The organism is Fischerella muscicola PCC 7414 (genome assembly GCF_000317205.1).
In the GTDB taxonomy this organism is placed as follows: domain Bacteria; phylum Cyanobacteriota; class Cyanobacteriia; order Cyanobacteriales; family Nostocaceae; genus Fischerella; species Fischerella muscicola.
Map to the genome: position 1 here is coordinate 21367 of NZ_AJLK01000114.1, position 21753 is coordinate 43119.

At 42.4% G+C, this 21753-nt stretch carries 22 protein-coding genes and 1 pseudogene; 8 read left to right on the forward strand and 15 right to left on the reverse strand.

Going from position 1 to position 21753, the window contains the following annotated elements:
* Window positions 1-71: 71 nt before the first annotated feature.
* Entirely contained in the window at window positions 72-1994 is a 1923-nt protein-coding gene (locus UYI_RS0117445; protein ID WP_016867931.1) for an Hsp70 family protein, read from the reverse strand.
* A 154-nt stretch (window positions 1995-2148) separates the two neighbouring features.
* Window positions 2149-3057 (reverse strand): hypothetical protein, encoded by a 909-nt coding sequence (locus UYI_RS0117450; protein WP_016867932.1) that lies wholly within the window; start codon window positions 3055-3057, stop codon window positions 2149-2151.
* Window positions 3058-3635: 578 nt separating this feature from the next.
* Between UYI_RS0117450 and UYI_RS0117455 the strand changes: the two genes are divergently transcribed.
* The 3 genes from UYI_RS0117455 (at window position 3636) to aac(6') (ending at window position 6808) form a co-directional block, all read left to right on the forward strand.
* The gene (locus UYI_RS0117455; protein WP_016867933.1) at window positions 3636-5444 is read left to right on the forward strand and encodes a S8 family peptidase; all 1809 of its coding nucleotides are present in this window, start codon (window positions 3636-3638) and stop codon (window positions 5442-5444) included.
* A 71-nt stretch (window positions 5445-5515) separates the two neighbouring features.
* A complete protein-coding gene (locus tag UYI_RS0117460) occupies window positions 5516-5803 on the forward strand; it encodes a hypothetical protein (RefSeq protein WP_016867934.1) in 288 nt (95 codons plus the stop codon).
* Between the two features lie 552 nt (window positions 5804-6355).
* Window positions 6356-6808, forward strand: a complete 453-nt coding sequence (aac(6'), locus tag UYI_RS0117465; RefSeq protein ID WP_016867935.1) for an aminoglycoside 6'-N-acetyltransferase — start codon at window positions 6356-6358, stop codon at window positions 6806-6808.
* Window positions 6809-7559: 751 nt separating this feature from the next.
* Here the strand turns inward: aac(6') and UYI_RS0117470 are convergent.
* From UYI_RS0117470 to hpnH, 3 genes and pseudogenes are all read right to left on the reverse strand, one after another.
* Window positions 7560-8126: pseudogene (locus tag UYI_RS0117470) on the reverse strand (AAA-like domain-containing protein); the annotation flags it as partial.
* 405 nt (window positions 8127-8531) lie between these two features.
* Window positions 8532-10253, reverse strand: a complete 1722-nt coding sequence (locus UYI_RS0117480) for an AAA-like domain-containing protein (protein WP_026086017.1) — start codon at window positions 10251-10253, stop codon at window positions 8532-8534.
* Between the two features lie 209 nt (window positions 10254-10462).
* Window positions 10463-11476, reverse strand: a complete 1014-nt coding sequence (gene hpnH, locus UYI_RS0117485; RefSeq protein ID WP_016867939.1) for an adenosyl-hopene transferase HpnH — start codon at window positions 11474-11476, stop codon at window positions 10463-10465.
* Window positions 11477-11561: 85 nt separating this feature from the next.
* Here hpnH and UYI_RS0117490 point away from each other — a divergent pair, with 85 nt between their 5' ends.
* Window positions 11562-11924, forward strand: a complete 363-nt coding sequence (locus tag UYI_RS0117490) for a hypothetical protein (RefSeq protein ID WP_016867940.1) — start codon at window positions 11562-11564, stop codon at window positions 11922-11924.
* On the opposite strand, the gene thrC is transcribed toward UYI_RS0117490, so the two are convergent.
* On the reverse strand, window positions 11894-12985 hold the full coding sequence (thrC, locus tag UYI_RS0117495) for a threonine synthase (RefSeq protein WP_009454732.1): 1092 nt from the start codon (window positions 12983-12985) through the stop codon (window positions 11894-11896). The genes UYI_RS0117490 and thrC overlap by 31 nt on opposite strands.
* 254 nt (window positions 12986-13239) lie before the next feature.
* Window positions 13240-13701: a hypothetical protein gene (locus UYI_RS0117500; protein ID WP_016867941.1), complete on the reverse strand. Its 462-nt coding sequence runs from the start codon at window positions 13699-13701 to the stop codon at window positions 13240-13242.
* 281 nt (window positions 13702-13982) lie between these two features.
* On the opposite strand from UYI_RS0117500, the gene UYI_RS36905 reads away from it, so the two are divergent.
* The 3 genes from UYI_RS36905 (at window position 13983) to UYI_RS38055 (ending at window position 14596) form a co-directional block, all read left to right on the forward strand.
* The gene (locus tag UYI_RS36905; protein WP_157226359.1) at window positions 13983-14165 is read left to right on the forward strand and encodes a hypothetical protein; all 183 of its coding nucleotides are present in this window, start codon (window positions 13983-13985) and stop codon (window positions 14163-14165) included.
* 172 nt (window positions 14166-14337) lie between these two features.
* A complete protein-coding gene (petN, locus tag UYI_RS34970; RefSeq protein WP_012408302.1) occupies window positions 14338-14427 on the forward strand; it encodes a cytochrome b6-f complex subunit PetN in 90 nt (29 codons plus the stop codon).
* Between the two features lie 7 nt (window positions 14428-14434).
* Window positions 14435-14596 (forward strand): hypothetical protein, encoded by a 162-nt coding sequence (locus tag UYI_RS38055; protein WP_016867943.1) that lies wholly within the window; start codon window positions 14435-14437, stop codon window positions 14594-14596.
* Window positions 14597-14722: 126 nt separating this feature from the next.
* Here the strand turns inward: UYI_RS38055 and UYI_RS38060 are convergent, their stop codons facing one another.
* The 4 genes from UYI_RS38060 to UYI_RS0117530 form a co-directional block, all read right to left on the reverse strand.
* Complete coding sequence (locus UYI_RS38060) at window positions 14723-14899, reverse strand: hypothetical protein (RefSeq protein ID WP_016867944.1); 177 nt, start codon at window positions 14897-14899, stop codon at window positions 14723-14725.
* Window positions 14900-15345: 446 nt separating this feature from the next.
* Window positions 15346-15879 (reverse strand): SH3 domain-containing protein, encoded by a 534-nt coding sequence (locus UYI_RS0117520; protein WP_026086018.1) that lies wholly within the window; start codon window positions 15877-15879, stop codon window positions 15346-15348.
* Between the two features lie 163 nt (window positions 15880-16042).
* Window positions 16043-17557: an AAA family ATPase gene (locus UYI_RS0117525; protein WP_016867946.1), complete on the reverse strand. Its 1515-nt coding sequence runs from the start codon at window positions 17555-17557 to the stop codon at window positions 16043-16045.
* A gap of 372 nt (window positions 17558-17929) precedes the next feature.
* A complete protein-coding gene (locus UYI_RS0117530; protein ID WP_016867947.1) occupies window positions 17930-18436 on the reverse strand; it encodes a YceD family protein in 507 nt (168 codons plus the stop codon).
* Between the two features lie 269 nt (window positions 18437-18705).
* On the opposite strand from UYI_RS0117530, the gene UYI_RS39755 reads away from it, so the two are divergent.
* Window positions 18706-18828 carry a hypothetical protein gene (locus tag UYI_RS39755; protein ID WP_268742244.1) on the forward strand — a complete coding sequence of 41 codons (123 nt, stop codon included), beginning with the start codon at window positions 18706-18708 and terminating at the stop codon, window positions 18826-18828.
* Between the two features lie 15 nt (window positions 18829-18843).
* Here UYI_RS39755 and UYI_RS0117535 read toward each other — a convergent pair whose 3' ends face one another.
* The 4 genes from UYI_RS0117535 to rnpA all read right to left on the reverse strand — a co-directional run bounded on the left by UYI_RS0117535 (window position 18844) and on the right by rnpA (window position 21738).
* Window positions 18844-19362: a Jag family protein gene (locus tag UYI_RS0117535; RefSeq protein ID WP_016867948.1), complete on the reverse strand. Its 519-nt coding sequence runs from the start codon at window positions 19360-19362 to the stop codon at window positions 18844-18846.
* The gene (gene yidC, locus UYI_RS0117540) at window positions 19362-20588 is read right to left on the reverse strand and encodes a membrane protein insertase YidC (RefSeq protein ID WP_016867949.1); all 1227 of its coding nucleotides are present in this window, start codon (window positions 20586-20588) and stop codon (window positions 19362-19364) included. Before yidC ends, UYI_RS0117535 begins: the two co-directional genes overlap by 1 nt.
* Window positions 20589-20939: 351 nt before the next feature.
* Window positions 20940-21332 (reverse strand): PH domain-containing protein, encoded by a 393-nt coding sequence (locus UYI_RS0117545; protein ID WP_016867950.1) that lies wholly within the window; start codon window positions 21330-21332, stop codon window positions 20940-20942.
* A complete protein-coding gene (gene rnpA / locus UYI_RS0117550) occupies window positions 21319-21738 on the reverse strand; it encodes a ribonuclease P protein component (protein ID WP_016867951.1) in 420 nt (139 codons plus the stop codon). Before rnpA ends, UYI_RS0117545 begins: the two co-directional genes overlap by 14 nt.
* Window positions 21739-21753 lie beyond the last annotated feature (15 nt).

Sequence of the window (21753 nt, forward strand, 5' to 3'; positions counted from 1 at the left end):
TGTCCTCTGTGCCTCTGCGGTTTTATTTTCCATGACTTGTGCGTAAATTCTATCTAATTTTGCCTAACCACCTATTGAATGAGAATGATTGCCTCTTGAACCTTTGCGGAAAGAGCTTTTTGCAACCCTTGCTCAACTTTGGCAATTAGTTGCTCAAAAGCCTCTTGATTTGCTGTTAGTTGTTCTTGCAGCACTTTCTCTAACTCAGGCTTGATTTGCTTACATATATCGTCGATTTTCTTATCATTTAAAAAACTCGGACGTAGCCAACTGGGGACATCAACATTTGTCTTGATTGCTTCTTTGACACCCTGGCGGTTTAGTTCCATGCCTGCTGCCATCACCGAAGCCCCATATACTAAGGCAATTGGCCAGGTAAAATGTCCGGTGAGGATGAGAGTAATGATGCTGGCGAGAGTACCTCCGCCAATTACCACATTGACAATAAATGCTACTGTGTCAGCCAGGATAGCATCACCAATGCGTAACTCTGGGTTGACAAAAGTTGGATCGATGCCTTCCTCAAACCTTAAACTACTTCTAGGTATGTGAAACTGACGACAAATCGGATCGGTTTCTGCGGCTAAGTCTGGTTGAATTTGATTATTAAACCAACTGATGCATTGATTATTAATAATTTTTTGAGCGCGATCGCTTTTGAGCCACTGTTCTGCTCGTTCTTTCATAGATGTTTCTAAATCAACTAAAGTCCGGATTTGGTTCTTTTGCCAATCTTTGATACCTGTTCTCACAGCGCTTTCAATCAAATTATCTGCCAGTGGCTTAATTAATAAGTCGACTAACTCCGGGATCTGTCTCTCAATTAAATCTTTGAGCTTTTGTGATTCAAATAGTTTATTGACTTCTTGTTTGAAGGCAGTTGCACGCAAATCCCATCGTCCGACTCGCGCCAAACCCAGCGCAATACACCGTTCTGGTTCCGGATCGGGACGCAGGAGGGTTTCTGGTTCAGGAAAAATTTCCTGGCAAATTTGATGTGTAAACTTCATCCGAGATGCGCCGCCAGTCATAAGTAAAAGTTTCGGCACGATATTTTGTTGATCTAGCTTTTGTTTTGCCTCACTGACGGCGGCGCGAAATGCTTGCATCCAACTCTTTTGCCCGAGTTCGGGTAAGGGTTGGTTCAAAATTTCCTCCATGATCAATTTGTTGACTTGGGGAATAAAATAAATTTGTTCGTTAATCGACTCAAAACCACGAGCAAAAGATTGAGAATCGCTGTATAGTTGTTCGTTAGAAAAATAATTTTCTTTGGCTTTGCGGCAAGCAAGTTCACAACGTGCTTGGTGATGGGGATATTCCTTAAATACTTTTTCGAGTAACGCTTTTTGATCGTGTTTAGCGAGAGTACGTTCAAAAATAGCACGATCAATTAAAGATGCTCCTAAAGCATTACTACCAAAATCTACTGGAATTTCATGTAAGCTTTTAACTAGAGTAAAATCAGTAGTTGAAGAACCAATATCAACAATTAGCACCGATGATTTTAGCTTTTCATACTCCAGCCTCCCGGCTTCCTTGGCTTGCATGAAAGCAGCCCGTGATTCTGGTACGACATTCAGGTGGGGAATACCAGCAGTTTGCAGTAGCTTTTGATATTCTTCCCGTTCGCTCACTGACCATCCAGAGGGACAACCAACGTAAAAGTAGCTAGTTGTTCCACCTTCAATTTGTTTACTTTCTTGCAAAAGACGGTAATAGGTTGCAACAAAAGTGCTGATTGTTTTTCTGTAATCTGGGTCGTGATTTGGTTTTTGCTTAAAAGAGATTTGCAGCTGAGTCACACCAGCTTGAATTAAGGCTTGTTCTCCAACAAGATAACCAAGTTGGGGATGCCAACCAAGAGCCGTAATTTGATTTTTCTTATTATTAATTTCCAGCATCTGGGGAGGTTCGATGCTCTCCACAATAGCTTTTGTTACAGCTGTTTCACCATGCCCCAAATCAAAACCAATTGTTTCTAAAATTTCCATATTCTTACTATCTTTTCAGCTGTTACGCTTACAATTTGCATCGTTATTAATTATTAGGAAAAGCGTCAAACTCTCTCCCCATCTCCTCATTGCCCCCCAACCCTACAAAGTGGGGATCCCTAGCCCCCCATTGCCCCTAATCCCCACCTCCCTTTTATTCTCTAGCCTGGGAATACGCTGGTTCAATTACCCGACCACGTCTGAGCAAGCGATCGCCTTTCAATAAAGCAGGAGTTATGGTGACGTAATCTTTGGTGTCAGGGTCAATACTTGGCTCGAAATCAAAAAAGGCGCGATCGCTTTGGGGATTATTTGGTTGGTAAATTTGCGTACGAATTCCTTGATCCAGTAAAATCTGGGGTAAAATTTTTGCTAACTCCAGCATCATTTGGGGTCTATCAAGAAATGACGCGCCTATTAGTCTTTGCAGAAAATTTAATAGTTCTGGCAGTTCTTCTATAGCGCGATCGTCAAAAGGTTTATTCCCTTCTTCAACTCTAGCGACTGCCAAGTCTATCGTGTTGAGAGCATCCCCCAAATTATCTAGAAGAATTTTGCTATCAACTTTTAGGGTTGGTTGGGGTAATTCTCTTAACTCAGGCAAGTTTGAATTATTTTCCTGTTTGTTTTTGTCCAGTTGCAACACCACTTCTAGTCCGATCAACACAGAAGCTAGTAAAATAGCCATCCACGCACCAGGAGTAGTTTCAGTTAAATAAAACAACCAACCTAAAATACCTATATAAATAAGTGCCTTGAGCAGTTTCAAAATTAACCTGTTCGGAGACAACTTTGTAATTTGGTTAGTGATTGGCTTTGCTTCTGGGAGAGTGATTTGAGAAACTTGAGGCGCAGCGAGAGTAGCAATTGATTGGCGCAGCGCATCTAAAAAAAAGGAAGCCAAACGTACTTGAGCCAAATTTAGCTCACTTATATAAATTCTTTCCAGATGATCAATTCTGTTTTGTACCAGCTTCACTACTTGTTCAACACTGGTTGACTCATCAATCTCTGTCTGGAGTTGGTTACGTTCTTCACTAAAAAGTGTAAATAGTTTTTTCATTACCAATACAAAAGTGCTAATTGCCTAACTTAAAAAATTAACGTCTAATCTAAATCTACTCTTGCTGATAATAAATAATAGGTAAGAAGACTAATAATCACCAATTACCACTATTGCCACCAACGGAAAATCTATCTGTTTCTATCGGTGTTCATCGGTGTTCATCGGTGGTCGATATTATAAAATATAACTTTTGCCACAGCCCTAATCCCCATTAGTAAATCTTTATTTTGTAGGGTGCGTTAGAGCGCAGCGCAACGCACCAAAATGAATGGTGCGTTACTAACTGAAAATCCTATCCCCTTTACCCCATCCCCTACTTTTAGTTCAAGTAGACATAATTAAACGTAAAATAACACCCAAAAAACTCTGCCACGAAGAAGATTTTTCTCCCTCCGCCTGTTTTTTAGTTAATACTCCCTTCTCTAATTTAGAGCAGTTCGATTATATCTAAGTAATCCAAAATCCAAAATCTAAAATAGGTATATTCCATTTGATTTTTTCGGAAATACATTGGAAAGAGCCTGTAAATGTAATTACAGACTCAAAATATTGTTTTCAGCTAAAAATCTTCTTCCATGCAATTGCAATTTGAATCAACAGATATATTTGCTGACATCGACCCTCGGCTACAAAGACTACTTGAACGCAAAAGCCGAGGAATAACTATAGCTGCTACTACATCCACTGAAAAAGAAGAAGTTGCAGTTATTGCTAAGGTAAATAACCTGAAGGAATGGCTATCTATGAACGAAGTCTATCCGGGTGCTAACTTGGGTAGTACGCCCAATGGTGAGCGAATTGTCACAGGTAGAATTCCAGTTTCTCGAATTGAGCATATAAAGCAGTCCGACTGCGTAGTCAGCTTGAAACCAGCACAAGCACTAAAATCAACTATAAATATTAATTCTCCAGCGACTGCCGCCATACAAGACCTTTGTTCTCAAAATTCTCCAGAAGAACAGGGTAGTGGTGTTATAGTTGGTATTATTGATGTCGGTTGTGACTTTGCTCACAAAAATTTTCGTAATCCTGATGGTTCTACAAGATTGTTAGCTTTTTGGAACCAGGATGGTCATTCTAATCCTAAAAGTCCCTATGGATATGGTCAACAATACAAGCGGGATGAGATCAATCAAGCACTTGGGGCAAGTGATCCTTATGCTGCTTTGGGATACGAACTAGAAGAAAGGGCGCACGGCACTCATGTCATGGATATTGCCGTTGGTAACGGACAAGGGAGTGGTTTGTCGGGTGTCGCCCCCGCCGCAGATATCGTGTTTGTTCAACTATCTCAAAATGAATATACTCCCCTGATTGAAAATGGTGAACAAGCCGTAGAAAGTTGTTTTGGCGATACGGTGGCGCTGTTGGAAGCAATGAGATATATCTTTGATATTGCTGGCGATCGCCCTTGTGTAATTAACATTAGTTTGGGGTTGTATGGTGGACCTCATGACGGTTCAACTTTAGTTGAACAGGGTATTGACGCTTTAGTTTCCGAAAAGCCAAACCGAGCTATAGTAATTGCTGCTGGTAATAGCTACGATACAGGCATTCATGCATCTGGAATTGTGTTGCCCAATCAGCACTTTGATCTCCAGTGGCAAATTCCCCACAAAAATCCCAAACAAAAAGAAATAGAAATATGGTACGACGGGAGCGATCGCTTCCAACTAGAAATTATTGCTCCCGATGGTAGTAGTTTGGGTCGGGTGGATTTGGGAGAAAACGGAGAAGTGGTAGACAGTGAAGACAACACCATCATATTTTTTACTAACCGCCACTCTGACCCCAATAACGGAGATAACGTTATTTGCGTGTTTATGGAACCTGATTTACCAGGTGGGATTTGGACGCTACGCCTCCACGGTGTTCATGTCATCAATGGGAAATTTCATGCTTGGATTGAGCGTGAAGATCACAGCCAAACTTGTTTTGTTCCTCCCCACGATAATACCCACACCCTCAACACTATTGCCTGTGGATATAAAAGCATCGTGGTTGGTTCCTACGATAACACTAAAACCAATAAGCCCCTATCATTCTTTTCCAGTTCCGGCCCCACACGCGATGGACGGCAAAAACCAGATTTGATTGCTCCTGGCCATCACATCTGGGCTGCTGCCTCACGGACAGCGACTCAAGTTATACGTATGTCTGGTACTAGTATGGCTGCTCCTGTTGTGACTGGGGCAATCGCCTTAATATTTGCCGAAGCCCTTGCCCACAACCAGTCACTCACTATTGAGGAGATTCGTGAGCTTTTAGCGGCTAGTACCCAAAAGAATTTTCCCATACACAGCCAACCGGAACGTTATGGCTATGGAGCGATCAACCTGAATGCAGCTGTGTCAGCTGTACAAGACAAGTTTACTCGGTTATGATATTATGATTCCAGGCATATTTTAACTAAATTTTCCTGTAATGTTATAATGGATGATTTGGTTGTAATCAAATGAATAAAAATCACTTACGCTTGATTAAATGTTCAGGCGACAAACTTAAAAAAATAGAACTAAATACAGTGGACTGGGCGCGGCAAAATGAGAGTCCCGACGAGCCAATCGCAGTCACTGTAAAGGTGGCTGAGGATGGTTATATACCAAATTTTGTCAACCTCCGCGCTCAAATATCGCCTAAGCTATTCACAGCAACAGTTACAGAAACAGATTTACACAGATTAGAAGCAGACCCACGCGTTATATCTTTAGGTACGCCCAGACGTTTACATGCAACAATTTAGTTTCAGTTCGGCTAGTTTTGTGTAGAAGAGCATTCAAACTGAAGGCACTTGTTGTTACGACGTCTATTTTAAATTCATGGTTCCTTCTCTGTTTCTATATAAATTTTTACATTTTTTTACAAGAGGGTGGGCTATAAGCTCATCCTTTTAATTTTGGGGCTTCGGGGCGATGAATTTAATAAAAATTTTGGAATTGTGATGTGATTTGCGATCGCTACTGATGGCTAAACGCAGAGTTTTCCTGATACAGCGCTTTTCGTATTAGTCAAAAAAGAATTTATCTGTGTACCCTACGGGAAGCCTATGAGCGCGTCTACATCCGTGTGCATCGGTGTTCGTTTTAAAAAAAACTAACTTTAGCAAAATGGCTTTGGGGCTACCTTGGATATCTTGGGTTTGCATTGTGCTTTCGGTTAAAAAAATAACATTAAAAGTTTAACTTGTGACTAAATTTTCTTGCACCTTGGTGGGGGCGATCGCGGCCTGAAAGCCTAAGAAAAATTCACCAACGAAGGTAGACTGAAGATGGACTGAGATTTTTGTGGAACAGACGTGAAAATTGTCAAAGTTACCCAGAATGACTTTAATGAGTGGCTAGATCTAGCTTTACAATTGTGGTCAACTGAATCAGTCGAACAAATGCAGGCAAGTCTGACAAATATTCTCCAATCTCCTCGTGAAGCTGGATTTCTCATCAGAACTGATCATGGAACAGCGATTGGATTTATGAATCTTTCTCTTCGCTATGAGTATGTTCCAGGCGCTACTCAGAGTCCTGTTGCATATGTGGAAGGGATTTATGTGAAAGATGAATATCGAAAACAAGGTGTGGGTAAATCTTTAATCCAGTATGCCCAAAAGTGGGCACTGGAACATGGTTGTGGAGAACTTGCTTCAGATGCTTTACTAGAAAATAAAGCAAGTTACGAGTTTCATAGAAAAGTAGGGTTCCAAGAAGTGGAACGAATTGTAACCTTTATCAAGCAAATACCTTCTTGTGAGTAATATTGCTATTGCAAATGATGATGCTTACCTTATTGCTAGCATGAAAGTTAAAGGTGCAACTCATATATTGACCCGGTAACAGTGTAGATTTTATTTGCAAGGATGCGATCGCTTTTTTATGGATGTGAATAGCGATCGTACATAGATCCCCGACTTTTCTAAAAAGTCGGGGATCTGGTCTTTGTGATTCTCACATGGCAAGCATAAAGTAAAACTTGTTTTCTATATTTAGTTATGCGTTATGCGATCGCAAGCAATAATAAACTTTACCCACTTTTGTGTTTTTTAGTATTTGCATCGCCGTGTGATCTAAACGCAACTTCCTACAATGCTAATGCATCGACTTACTTAGACTTCGTGGCATTAGTTGGGGAAAAGGTTATTGGGGTTGGGGTCAAGGAAAATAAAAACCCTTTAACCTTTAACCTTTCCCCTTTACCCGACTCTTGCAAAAGCGACTTTTGCAAGAGGTCTATATGTTAATGTCTCGAGTTGCAACTTTAAACAAACTCATCTTGTAAAATTTACAGGTTAAGTTAATCCTCATCAAAATCTCTCTGCATCCCCACGTCATCGTATCACTGTGTCAGCTTTTATATACTTGCGAGCAGTATCAATACCATTACACAGCTCCTTATCTTCTGAATTAACGTTGGGATTATTCAAATAATCATGTACCAAAGTACAACCCCGTGCTAACAAGTCATCAAGATTCAAATTCCACAATTTACCTGTACCATCATAACTAGCTGAGGCTTGAAGGAGTAGACACGCCCAAAATTGCAAAGGTCAAACGGTTGTAAACTGGTTTATCTGCCCGGCGATTATAACAATCCCGAATGACGGCAAAAAAATCATCGGTGTTAAATGGCAAACTCAGAATACTGTCAATTTCATCGATAAAAATAACTATATTTGTAGTAATTGCTTCTAGTAAGATCGTGTCCAAAAACTTGCTTAACTTCTGAACTGGTGAAATTAAATTATTTTCTGTCCACCAGGCTTCTAAATCAAAAGTAGTGTAAAGATTAAAACTACCAATTAAAGTATCAATTACCCCAGCGTACCACTGCTCTGGTGTAATATCTGCCGTGCCAATCGAGGTAATATCAATCACAGCACAGGCTATGCCCTCTAACTGCAAGCGCTGCATCACTTGTACCCGCAAGCTAGATTTACCCATTTGCCGGGAGTTGAGGACGTAACAAAATTCACCAGCTTTTAAACCTGCATACAAGTCTTTGTCAGCTTGACGGGTAACGTAGGTTGGGGCATCTTGGGGGAGACTACCCCCGACTTGATAGTGGTATTGGGTCATGTGGGGATCGGAGATTGGGGATCGGAAGGGGGACAAAGGGGACAACTTGGAGGACAAGGGAAGGGGAAATAAGGGGACAAGGAGGACACGAAAGAAAATCAGCCCAATTACCCATTACCAATTACCCATTACCCATCTATGTTTATCTGTGTTTATCATGTTTATCTGTGTTTATCGCCTTGCACGGTGGTCGATTTTTTATTCCCTTATTGTGGGGCAAAAGCCAGTGGGGGGCTAGGCATAGGTTAGGAACGAAACTCAACCTACTATTTTCTATTTTTCTCCTACTTTTCCTTCTGCCTCTTTGAAGCTTTGAGGTTCCCTCCGGGACGCTGCTTTGTAGGCGCGTAAGCGACTTCTCGTAAGAGTACGGAGGAAACCTCCGATCAAACTTCTCTGTGCCTTCTAATTAATTCCCAAGCGATCGCAAAAATATTTCCGATACAAATCACACAATGGCATGACATCATTTCCTTGCAGTTTGACTAACCCCATACTACGCAGTTGAAATGCTTCAGTTGTTCCCACGTCTACTGGTGAATTTGCTGTGATCACTTGTCTAATTGCTGCCAACAATTTGGCATCATTTTCTATATTCAACAAGTGGCGACGTAGGTGATCACCATAGGGGCCTTCTTCTGTAGGTGCGATTTGTTGTAGTTTTTCTAAAGTCATACGCCGACGCGCGATTTGATACAGTGCTACCCGTACTAAGTAAGGATGACCGCCCATCAGTTGCATGAGCTGATTGACATCTGCATTACTCCAAGTTATACTATACCTCTGTATTAAATCTTGCACTTGTGCTTGCGTAAGTTCTGGCAATTCAATCGGCAAACCCACATTAAAAGGCGACTGGTTGATGTTGAGAGGAATGTAAACTTCTTTAGAATGTACAATTACCAGCCGCAGCTTTTGCCAGAGAGGCTCATTTTTTGCGCGTTCGTGCCAAGAACGCAGCAATCCAAAAAACTCTTGGGCGATTTCGGGATGCTTAAAAACTTCATCGACTTCATCCAAACCCAAAGCTACAGGATTAGCAATTTCGGCTAATAAATATCGTTGGAAATAATTAGTACATTTATTTTTACTACCTAAAATGCCCTTCCAATGATCAGTTAACTTATCTGGTAAATTTAACCCGTAGGTGATGCTAGCAGAAAACCACTGTAAAAATTTCTCCGAACTATTGAGAAATTCAGCATCTGCTTCTTGGAAGTTGATGCATACAGTCTGATAACCTTGTTGTTCGGCATGGTGCAGAATTCGCTTCATCAGGGAACTTTTACCCATTTGCCTTGGTGCTTTGACGCGAATCAAAGCACCTGTCCTGAGAATTGCTTCGTAACAGTCGGTTTCAATTGGTGGACGTTCGACATAAAAGGCAGAATTTAGAGGCACTTGTCCATCCGGTTCTTCGAGGGGAAAAGCAGATGTTGTGGAGTTAGGCGTTACCTGTTCTGGTTTTTTCGGTAGACGAATAACATTGCGATCGCCCCCATCTTCTATTTCACCTCGTCCTTGTTCTGGTGAAAGATTGGATGCATGAGATTTTCCAGCTTTGTAAATATTACCTGGGCTTTTTAATACTGGGGTTGAAGACTCTGGAATACCTTCTAGATCAATAGAAGCACAACCTAACTCGTATGCTTCATCGTAAGTTCTACCAGCACCCAAAGCATCATAAAACCCAACAGCAAATTCGATCGCTGCCCTATCCCCTATTTTTTGGTTCATGCCAATCACATAATTAATGTGTTGGTGAATTGCTTGGGCTTGAGTTTCAGAATAACAGGCCTTAAAGAATACACACTCGACTTTATCTTGAAAAAATCTAAATAGCCTGGCTAAAGATTCTGTACTTACGAGTTGCATCTCCCCAGAATTATTTTCCAATGCCAAGCCTTGAGCGCCAGCCCCATGTCCAGAAAAATGCACTATTTGTGGTTCATAATCTAATAAAGCACGACGCAAATCGTCAGTACGCACCGCCCATTTGCAGATAATTTCAAACTGATCACGTCCTTTAGAGCGTTGCAATCCTGCTTCAATTTCCCGCACCTCTTCATCCAAGCGGAGCTTAGATGTATTCTTAGGATTTGCCGATATAATTAATATTTTTTTCACGATTAGATTAAATTTTATAAATAGAAAATTTTGATAACAAGTAGTTTTAACTACATCAGATTATCAGTTATTTCTAAAAATATTATTGAAAAGATAAGCCGACTCGTGCAAAGAGAAAACCCAAGAATCACTATAAGGACTCCCCACCTACTCGCTTTACGAGAAGCAAGCTACGGGCTTTGCCAAGGTGGAGAGGATGTCAAAGAACGCTAACCAAAAATACTACCAATAGAACGAACTAAATTTTGTGGTTGCATCGCATCGGTAGCAGCGGTGGGTTCATAACCGCAGTGAACCATACAATCTGCACATTTAGGATTACCACTTGCACGTCCATATTTGTGCCACTCGGTCTTTTCCATCAGTTCATCAAAGGTGGCGTAATGTCCTTCATTTAATAAGTAACAAGGTTTTTGCCAACCCAGAACACTGTAACTTGGACTACCCCAAGGTGAGCATTCATAGTCTTTCTCACCAGTGAGAAAATCTAAAAATAGTGGGTTATGGTTAAAGTTCCAGTTTTTCTGACCTGCTTTGTAAGGAGCTAAGATTTCTCTAAATAAAGCGCGTGTTTGTTCTCGTTTGAGAAAATGTTCTTGATCGCTTGCCCACTCGTAACTATAACCAGGGGAAATCATCATCCCATCTACGTTGAGGCTACTCAGAAAATCAAAAAACTCCTGCATTTGTTTAGAATCGACACCCTCAAAAACAGTAGTGTTAGTTGTGACACGAAATCCTTTGGCTTTCGCAGCACGTATGGCTTGTACCGCAGTGTCAAAGACACCTTTGCGATTTACACAATGATCATGCCAATCTCGCATTCCATCAAGATGTACACTGAATGTCAAATAAGGTGAAGGTTGAAATTTATCTAAGCTCTTTTCTAATAACAAGCCATTAGTACACAAGTAAACAAACTTTTTACGCTCAATCAATCCCCGCACAATCTCGTCAATCTGAGGATGCAGCAGTGGTTCCCCACCGGGAATAGAGACTATAGGCGCACCGCATTCTTCTGCTGCTGCAAAACACTCCTGTGGAGTTAGGTTACGCTTGAGTATATCTGTGGGATGCTGAATTTTGCCGCAACCAGGACAGGCAAGGTTGCAACGAAACAGCGGTTCCAACATTAAAACTAGGGGGTAACGCTTACGTCCCTTCAAACGTTGGGTGACGATATATTTGCCAACTTCTAATGCTTGCTGTAGATTAATAGCCATCTAAGCTCACTCCCCACTTTTTAAGTTAAATATATTGTGCCGCAAGTCTGTGGTTGTAGTGGCAGACACTGAGTAGGAAGTGAGAATGAAAAATCGACCACCGATAAACAGTTGGGGAGATGGGGAACTCACCGGTCCCCACGACCGACAGGGAGGAGCCAGTGCGGTGGACGGGTTTCCCGGCATAAAGCACCTGGCGTTGCGGATTAGGGGCAATGGGGAGATGGGGGCTAGGGGTCCCCACTTTGTGGGGTTGGGGGGCAATGGGGAACTCACCGGCCCCCACTCCCCCAAGGGAGTGGGGATTAGGGGCAATGGGGAGAGAATTGCTCCTTATCACTCCATCACCCCATTGCCCAAACTATTACGCTTGACCGCAACTTGGCATGAATTAGACTCTGGACTTGGCACAGGACTTCAAAATCCCATTGCCGCAGCTACAGCGTGAACTTCCGACTCAATGCCTTGTTTAAATTGGCTGTTGCTGTGTTTAATGGCTGTATCCGGGTCTTTTAAACCATTGCCAGTGAGGACACAAACTACTGTTGCACCTGTGGGAACTTGGTCTTTGACTTGCAACAAACCTGCTACAGAAGCAGCACTGGCTGGTTCGCAGAAAATTCCTTCTTCTGATGCCAATAGGCGATAGGCTTCAAGGATTTCGTCATCTGTAACAGAGTGAAAATTTCCCATACTGGCTGATTTGACGGCTACTGCTTTTTCCCAACTGGCGGGGTTGCCAATTCTAATAGCTGTGGCGAGTGTTTCTGGATGGGGTATTGGTTCCCCCTTCACCAGGGGTGCTGCACCGGCGGCTTGGAAACCCATCATCCGAGGCAGGCGATCGCACTTCCCAATTTGATGGTATTGACAAAATCCCATCCAATATGCTGTGATATTTCCCGCATTTCCTACGGGAATGCACAGCCAATCGGGAGTATTACCTAGAACATCAACTATTTCAAATGCTGCGGTTTTTTGACCTTCTAGACGGTAGGGGTTAACTGAATTCACCAATGTGACTGGATAGCTTTGCGCCATTTCCCGGACAATTTCTAAGGCACGGTCAAAGTTACCTTTAATTGCCAGTACCTCGGCACCATACAACAGTGCCTGCGCCAATTTTCCCAGTGCTACATAACCATCGGGAATCAATACAAAAGCACGCATTCCCCCACGCCGAGCATAGGCGGCGGCTGCTGCTGAGGTGTTGCCTGTACTCGCACAAATTACTGCCTTGGCCCCTGCTTCTTTGGCTTTGGAAATTGCCATTGTCATACCTCGGTCTTTGAAGCTACCAGTGGGGTTAAGACCGTCATATTTAACAAAAACACGTACTTGTCTGCCAATGCGTTGTGCGATCGCAGGAACTGGTATCAGAGGTGTGTTTCCTTCTAGCAGGGTGACAACTGGTGTTGTTTCGCTGACAGGCAAGTAGTCGCGATACTGCTCTATAAGTCCGGGCCAGGGTTGGCGATGAGATGTAGTTGCAGACAGGCTCAAGGTCACGAGTTTTCAGGGCTTGTTAAATATTGTTGGGTGTTGGTTGTTGGGTTTTGGTTGTTTGGAAACCACTAACAAACAACAAATAAACACCAACAAACAACTGTTCGTAGAATGTCAGTTTATCGTTTTAGATGTCTCTGTGGAAAGGTTTATGCGACATTTTTTGACACTCCTTAACTGAGAAACTTAACCAGTTCTTTTTGCGCGCTTAACCTCGCTGCGGAATTTATGAGATTGATATTTAACTTTGATTTAATTTACGGCTTTGACCCAAAAGGTTTAACCCAACCTCGTTGTATAGCTGCATCAAGAGCGATCGCTGCGATTTTAAACCACAATACACCCTCGAAAGTCATAACAACAAACGGTAATACATCACCACTACAAGCAAATCCAACATCTATCTGAGCTAATCCTCGTGCCAAACCGAAAGCTAACACTCCTCCATCTTTGAGTTGCGGGTTTTGGTCTTGACGGATGATATATCGATAAGTAACGCCAAACAACAAACCTGAAAAACTTGCTATTGCGCCACTCACCAAGAACTGTAAATTGAGGAGTTCAACTCCCAGGCTGCAAAGTTCAGGAAAGTACTTTGCTAAAACAAGGCTGTTAATCAATGAACTAATCCCAAAAGCTGAGAGTACACACAAAGCTGCCAAAATTCCTGCTTTTAAGGATTCCAGGCGTTCTACCATCAGATTATCCGAAGTATTCATGCACAGGTGGGGCGTGGAGAGAGAGGGGGAGGGTGAGGAGTATTAAAACAACTAACCCTACCCTTACCTTAAGCCACTACCCTGCCTTAAGCCGCTACCTGCCTTAAGCCCTCTGGGTACTCTACCTTGAAGCCGGGCTTCGCCCGTCTACGGGGGTTCGCATACCCTTACCTTAAGCCCATGAGCGCGTCTACGTGACCCAAAGCCCAGCCACTGTGGTGGACTCTTCTCCCGGCATAAAGGAGCCACTGCGCCCTTGGGGGTTCCAACAGTTGTAGCAGGTGGCGTCACGTGGCGTCCAAGACTGCGACCCCCTCACCGCTTCTTTGTCTACGCGTCTACGTGTCTACGGGTTCGTCAGTCGCTCATGGGGGAGGGAACCCCCTGTTCTGCACGCTGACTCACCACTAACCACTGTAGAGACGTGCCATGGCACGTCTGGTACAACAACCATCAACCAATAACCACCAACCACTAACAACCAACCACTAACAACCAACAATCAACCAATAACCACCAACCACCAACCACCAACAACCAACAATCAATCATCAACCAATAACCACCAACCACTAACCAATTCCCAGTATCATAAATATTGGAGTAGTTTTGTAAATGAGCTTAAGAAGTACAACTATGGAGATTTTGACACTAGGATGGGTTTCACTGCTGGTTGTTTTCACTTGGTCAATTGCAATGGTAGTTTGGGGTCGTAACGGATTGTAGAGGTATCGTGGAAAGTCCACTCCTAAATATTTTGGCTTTGGTTGCTCTGGTGCTACTAGTAGTAGTCACTGGAGGAGTTGGTTATCTGACGCTGGCAGATTGGCGCGATCGCCGTCTTCAAGAACAAGAAAAACGTGAACTCCGGCGCACCAATCCTAAACGGCGATGAAATTCTACAAATAGAGACGCTTCAACAGTTATCAGTTATCAGTTATCAGGTTTGTCTGTTTTCACTAATAACTTTTGACTGATGGTAATGGAGCGTCTCTATAAATTCTGTATGTTTACCGGAAAATTATTGCTTGTGAGAGTAATCCCAAACTAATGCAATCAGTACTGCTAAACCAGTAATTGCCAAAGCATGGAAAGGGTTTTGTCCTTGACTAACAGCAAAAGATGTAACTACACCAGCACCTAAGGCAGCGGTAACAGCAGCAGTAACCAAATTAGATTGGAAATTGCGATTATACATATTTAATCTTTGAGAGTGAATAGTTTTAATTCAAGGCACTATAATCTCCCTCAAAATAACATTTAGTTTTTTTAGTATTGACCTTTTGGTAAATATCGCAACTAAGCTTTACTTTTGCTTACAAATAAAATCAAAATAATCTAATTTCGCTATAATATAGCCCGCGACTGAAGTGCAGGCTAATAGCTAAAACCCACTTTCATAGTTAACAGTTAGGACTTATGCACCCTCTATAAATCCTTGGCGTCCTACCTTACGGAAGCCGCTATCGCGTCTAAGGCGTCTTGGCAGTTCAGAACTTAAGCTTTTTGTCGATATTTTGCGTAAGTCCTGACAGTGATCAATAATTGATAACTAATAACTGATATTCAAATTTTGGGTTTACAACATATCAAAATACTATAAAAAAGAATTTTTGACTTCCAAAAAAGTGCTATTACTCCCTATTATTGTTCTGTTTCTTCAGTTGTTTGAGTATCATCTTGTTCGTCAATCTTTTGGACATTGCCCGATTTTACCCAACCTTCTTGCTCACCATTTTCCAAACGAATTTTTTGCCAATCTTTGTCACTACTTTCCTCTAAAACTATCACTTTTTGATTAAAAGCAACTCCTCCAGTGCGTTCGGAATCCGCTGTTGGTTCTTTTCGCAAGCGTAAACCCTGCTTCCAGGTTACACGTGCTTTATATGCTCCTGGTGGCAGTGGTTCTGGTGATTCCTCGGGCTTGGGGGTTTCTTGGGGAGTTGCTTGAGAATCGGGAGTTGGTGAATTTTCTTCTAAAGATACTTGATTGGTTTTTGGTGTTTGAGATTTTGGTGCTTGTGCTTTTACCACAGAGTTGTCATTGGCATAAATTGGTTTCGGTGGGGGTGCAGAAACTCGGTTCATGAAATACAGTGCCATAGCAACCCCACCGCCGATTAAAATTGCCATTGCTAATATAAACCCGAATATATACTTGAATATTTGAGTCACCATAATTTAAAACTTTTTTGTTGTTTGGTGTTTGGTGTTTGGTGTTAGTTGTTTGTTGTTTGTTGTTTGGAATTACCAATCATCAAAATTAATGTATAGACGCGCCATGCACGTCCATACAATAACCAATAACCAACAATCAACAACCAACAATCAACATAATTCGCTATTTTAGCTGGCGTTGGATGCGATCGCTTAAAGGACTGTGTTTCGATGCTAAACGCGCCCTCCCGGCTGCTGCCCATTCTTGTAGTTGTTGAATTTGTTCGGTGGCAGTGCGGGCTAAGGGTATGATTTGACTGGCAGCTTCTAAAATGTCATCAGTGGTGAAGTCGCGATTTTGGCTAAAACCGATGTGCATAGCTTCGATTAAAGTTTGCTCTATTTCTGCACCGGAAAAATCGGGTGTTTCATACGCTAACCTGTCGATATCATAACTTTTTATGTTATGGGCGCGTAGTCTGGATAAATGCACATTGAAAATAGCTTTTCTTTCTTCCTGGGTAGGTAAACCGACGAAGAAAATTTCATCAAAACGTCCTTTTCGTAGCATTTCTGGTGGTAAAGCTTGGATGTCGTTAGCGGTAGAAACCACAAACACGGGTGAGGTTTTCTCGGCTAACCAGGTAATAAATGTACCAAAAACACGACTTGTTGTTCCCGCATCTCCTTTGCTACCAAGTCCCGAAAAGGCTTTGTCTATCTCGTCTATCCACAATACACAAGGGGCGAGGGCTTCGGCTACTTGGATCATTTGACGTGTGCGGGATTCTGATTCGCCTACCAAACCCGCAAATAATCGTCCTACGTCTAATCGCAGTAGGGGTAAGTGCCAATGATGAGCGATCGCTTTGGCAGTTAATGATTTACCAGTTCCTTGGATACCCACTAACAGTAAACCGCGTGGGTGCGGTAATCCGTACTGTCTCGCCCGTTCGGTAAATGCGCCTCCCCGACGGAGTAACCAATCTTTGAGGTTGTCCAATCCGCCGATGTCTGAGATTTGCTCGGTAGCAGGGATAAAATCGAGAATCTGGGTTTGGCGGATAGTTTGGCGTTTTTCTTCTAGCACCAAATCCACATCTTCTGGTTGTAATTCACCATGAGTCGCGATCGCTCTTGCTAACACCCGGCGTATCCTTTCCATTGATAGCCCTTGACAAGAGCGCACCAAATCATCTAGAAATCTACTGGAAGGAGAATGACCAGTAGCAATTAACAACCGTTCTACTTCTGAGCGAATTTCGGCAGCATTGGGTAAAGGAAACTCTACAACTGTCAACACTTCCGTTAAATCATCAGGAATCGCTATTCTCGGTGACAACAGGACAATATTTTTTGGTTGAGACTTGAGGAGTTTAGCTAAATTACGGAGTTTGCGAGCAATGGCCACATCATCTAAAAAGCGATGATAGTCGCGCAGTATAAATACTCCTGGTGCTGTAGCGGGAATTTTTTCGACAAATTCTAAAGCTTGCAAAGGGTTACGTCGCCCAAAGCCTTCATCGTTAGGGTTTCCCTGATAGCCATCCACAAAATCCCAAGTATACACTGGGCGATTTCCCTGATTTGCTGCTTCTTCCCGTATCGCGGCTTCTAAGCGTTCTTCCTCGTAAGTGGGAATGTAGATCAGGGGATAGCGGGCGCGCAGCAGCAGTTTGAACTCTTCACGGAAGCTCATAATATTTAGATGTTATTGACGAGTTGTTATTTTACGTAGTCCTTTATTTCATTTTTAAGGTTTGTACTGCTCTTCACAACTGTTTTATATTTTTTCTCTGGAGAAGTGAATACATCAAAAGCGAGAGTCAGCAATTCAGTACTTACTAGTCCACCACATTGATGTTAATGGGCTGCTAGATCCCCGACTTTTTAGAAAAGTCGGGGATCTGGCCCTTCGCAACCCCTTATAACTTATGTAGTCAATTTACCTTTTCCCGACTTCTGCAACAAGTGGCTCTATTCCACCTGAAAGTGGAATATAGCCTTCCAAAAACTATTCCCAGCCGGAGACTGGGAACGAAGAAATAGCCAAATGACCAATGACAAATGACTAAGATGGAAGTTGCTTTTTCAAAGCTTCTAAAGAAGCCCAGCGACGATCTACAGTCCGAGTAGAGGCTGGATCATGACTTGGTTGAATCCCTGGACAATTGGTATCACAAAGTTGGCGCTGAGGAATTTCTAAGCAGACTTGTTCATATAGCCATTCACCAGGGTCAAAATATCCGTGGGGTGACAAAGTTTCTACTAAATCTTCCACAGCTATTTCCCGTTCTAGAGGCAAAGAAACTTCTTGCTCTACGGTTTCGTCTAACCAAATTATTTCGGAGGTATCAACTACAAGGCGATGATTGTAATTTTGCAAGCAGCGGTTGCAGGTACAAGTAATGATAGTTTCTGCTTGACCAGATACTTCTAAATAATTACCGCAATGTTGTACACGAACACGGCCGCGAACTGGTGTTAAGGTATCCAAACCAGACAGAAACTCTTTAACCTGAATCTCCTCTGTCCGCTCCGGTGCTTTGGTTAGCTGCGGAATATAAATTGCGTCCATAGGATTTGTGAGACATTCTCACGAAAAATGATCTTTATATATCAGCTATTTTGCCGATAATATTTCTTTATTTTAACTTTTTTGGGTAGTTAGTTGTTAGTTGTTAGTTGTTAGTTCTTAGTTGTTAGTTGTGAGCGCCCGACTAGCTGCGTTTTTTTGCCGCTAGCAACAAATGAAACTAGCACATTTTTCAAAGGAGGGCTAAAAGCTTTGTTATATAAGGCTTATAAAATGTGCAAGTTTAGGAGTGGTTAGTTGTTGTACCAGACGTGCCATGGCACGTCTGTACATTGGTTAGTGGTGAATACCAACAACCAACATACAACAACCAACAATCAACAACCAACAATCAACAATCAACAATCAACACCCAACCACCAACAATGAACTAACTACCAACAATTTCACTATTCAGGCAATGCCAGGCGTACAACTAAATTACGATGGGGTTCTTTACCCCGGCTGAAGGTTTCTAAATCACTAAACTCTTTTAAAAAGGTATGGACTAGGCGACGTTCAGCCGAACTGAGGGATTTTATTTCCACTTCTGTTGCGGTAGCCCGGACTTGTTCAGCAGCAGCTTCAGCGATCGCTCGAATTTCTGCTTGTCTCCTGACACGATAGCCGTTTAATTCCACCGTGTATGAGGCTTGCTCCTCATGAGGTTGATTTAAGTTGAGAGTAGAATTTGCCAGATACTGAATAGCATCTAGCACTACACCATCAGGCCCAATCAAAACCTGCATTTGTTCTGGTGTCAAATTTGTATGATCAATAGTCAACCAGTAATTATCTGGTTCTTGAGAATCACCCTCAGCGATCGCAGCTACTTCTAAATCGCCTTTAATTTCAGTATTTATCCCAGTAAGTTGCAGCAATGTTTTTAACCACTGCTGCCCTCTTGCCATCCGAGAATCGGTCATCATCAACCTGTAGCCTTTTTCTTAGAACTCTTTGGTTCAACTTTCTTAGAACTTTTTGGCTCATTAGAACTCTTTGGTTCATTAGAACTCTTTGGTTCAACTTTCTTAGAACTTTTTGGCTCAAACGGCAATGTTTTTTGTTGTGCTTCCGCCTGCTTCTCTTGGGTGTCTACAATTTTTTGTAATTCCTCTGGTAGAGGTTCACGAGAAAGGATGTAAGTTTGTAGAGTTTGGAAAATATTACCAATCACCATATACATCAACACCCCAGCCGGTAAGGGGAAGAACAAAAACATCCCGGAAAAGATTACGGGAGTGATTTTGTTGACTGTATCCTGTTGTGGGTTGCCACCACTGGAATTTTGCCCAGAAAGAACTTGGCTGACGTAAAGGGTAACGCCAAACAACACTACCATTGTGACAATATCCCAATGAATAGTGCCATCAGGATCAATTGCCCCGACTCTGCCCAAGGCATCAATAAACAAAAATCCTTTGTCTGCTGCTAATCCTGGAATTGTTCCAGTTATAGTAACGTCTCCTGGCTGGAGGGCTTCAATATTACCTTCAGCATCAATTTTGATCCTGTCTTCCCCTTTTGTAATTTTCCATTGGGGAACTAACTTACTATCTGGGTGTTCTGCCAATACTTCTTGAAATGGCTTACCGTCAACAGTCTGATATTGAATCTTGGTATGTTCTCCTACTGCTAATTTGTTACCTCCCGGTAAAATCGCAGTTACCTTAACATGTTCCCCATCCGCAACATAGATGTTTTGGGGGGCAGTGAGAAAAGCTTGGGGTTGAATTCGTTCGATTTGTTCGGCGGGAAAGATTTGTAAGTTAACTGTGTAGTTAACACTGGCAAAAGGTGAACCTCGCAATGTCGCAAATAGCGCTAATAACACTGGCATTTGCAACAGTAATGGCAAACATCCAGCTAAAGGATTACCAAATTCCTTCTGGACGTTGAGCATTTCTTCTTGCTGCTTTTGCGGATCGTCCTTATAGCGTTCTTTGATTTCTTGCATTCGTTTTTGCATCAAAGGTTGGACGATTCGCATCCGTCGCATATTGCGAATTGAGCCAGCACTTAGAGGGTATAGTGCAAAACGAATAATCAACGTCAAAGCAACAATCGCCAAACCATAACTTGGCACAATGCTATAGAACAAGTCTATGATTGGCAACATGACGTTGTTGGAAAAAAACCCGATACCAAAATCCATTATTCTGAATTCAACCTGAGGTAATGTAAATTAACTAGCGATTTTAGGTTGGTTTTTTGTTGGTTGTTGTTTGTTGTTTGTTGTTTGTTGGTTGTTGTTTGGAAGAATTATTGACAACCAACCACTAACCAATGTACAGACGTGCCATGGCACGTCTCTACAACAACTAACCAGCAACTACCAACCAGAATTTAAAAATCGGCTGACTGAATATAATTTATCGAAATCAGGATCTGTCTGCGACTGTAATTCAACTACGGATAGCCGCACATTTATTGAAGATGGGGAGGTGGGGAGGTAGGGAGTTGGGGAGATACTTTCACCCCATCACCCCATCACCCCATCACCCCATCACTTCTTCGCAGCAGCATTAAAATTGGGATTTTTGGCAGTGACTCGTTCAGTGATGTAATCATAGACTTCGCGGAACTTAGGAACAGCCCGCAGTTCCAGGCGACTACCATCTCTGAGAGTCAACACCATATCTCCCCATAAGCCAATACCACGGGGAACTTTGACGATTTTGACAATTTCTGAGTAAATAACGTCACTGCGATCGCGTCCCATCCAACCCCCTGTCACAGAAACTCGGCGATCAGTAATCCGAAAACGCAGCCACAATGCCCTAACAATTGCTCCTACCGTTAGTGGTATACCCACAATCGTTAAGCCAATTAGTATGTTTATTATTAAATCCCCAATGTGGGGGCCGCCTTCAAAATAAACTTCTTCACGAATGCCCATTTAATACCTCAGCTTGTGCCAACAACTGCTCTAATTCTTGCAGAAATTGTTGGGTTACGCACTTAGATTCTGCCGCCGCTGGTTTTACAACTACCACTAGCCGCCATCCTGGAGACAAGTTAGGCAACAATTGATGCAAAGCTGCTGATACTTGCCGCTTGAGGCGGTTACGAACTACTGCCCGTTTACTGACTTTAGTGCTAATCGAAATACCAATTTTGATTGGAAAAAGTACCGAGTTTGTTGATTGTACATTATCGTGGGCAGTATCAAGAGAAGGTTTTTTCATAGATGATGGCCGTAAGGCTCTCAAAGTGAAATAAGAACCATGACGGCGAGTACCTTCCCGGAAAACTGCCTGAAAATCTTTTCGGGATTTTAGCCGATTTGCTTTGGGCAAAGCCACAACTGCTGTCTAAGT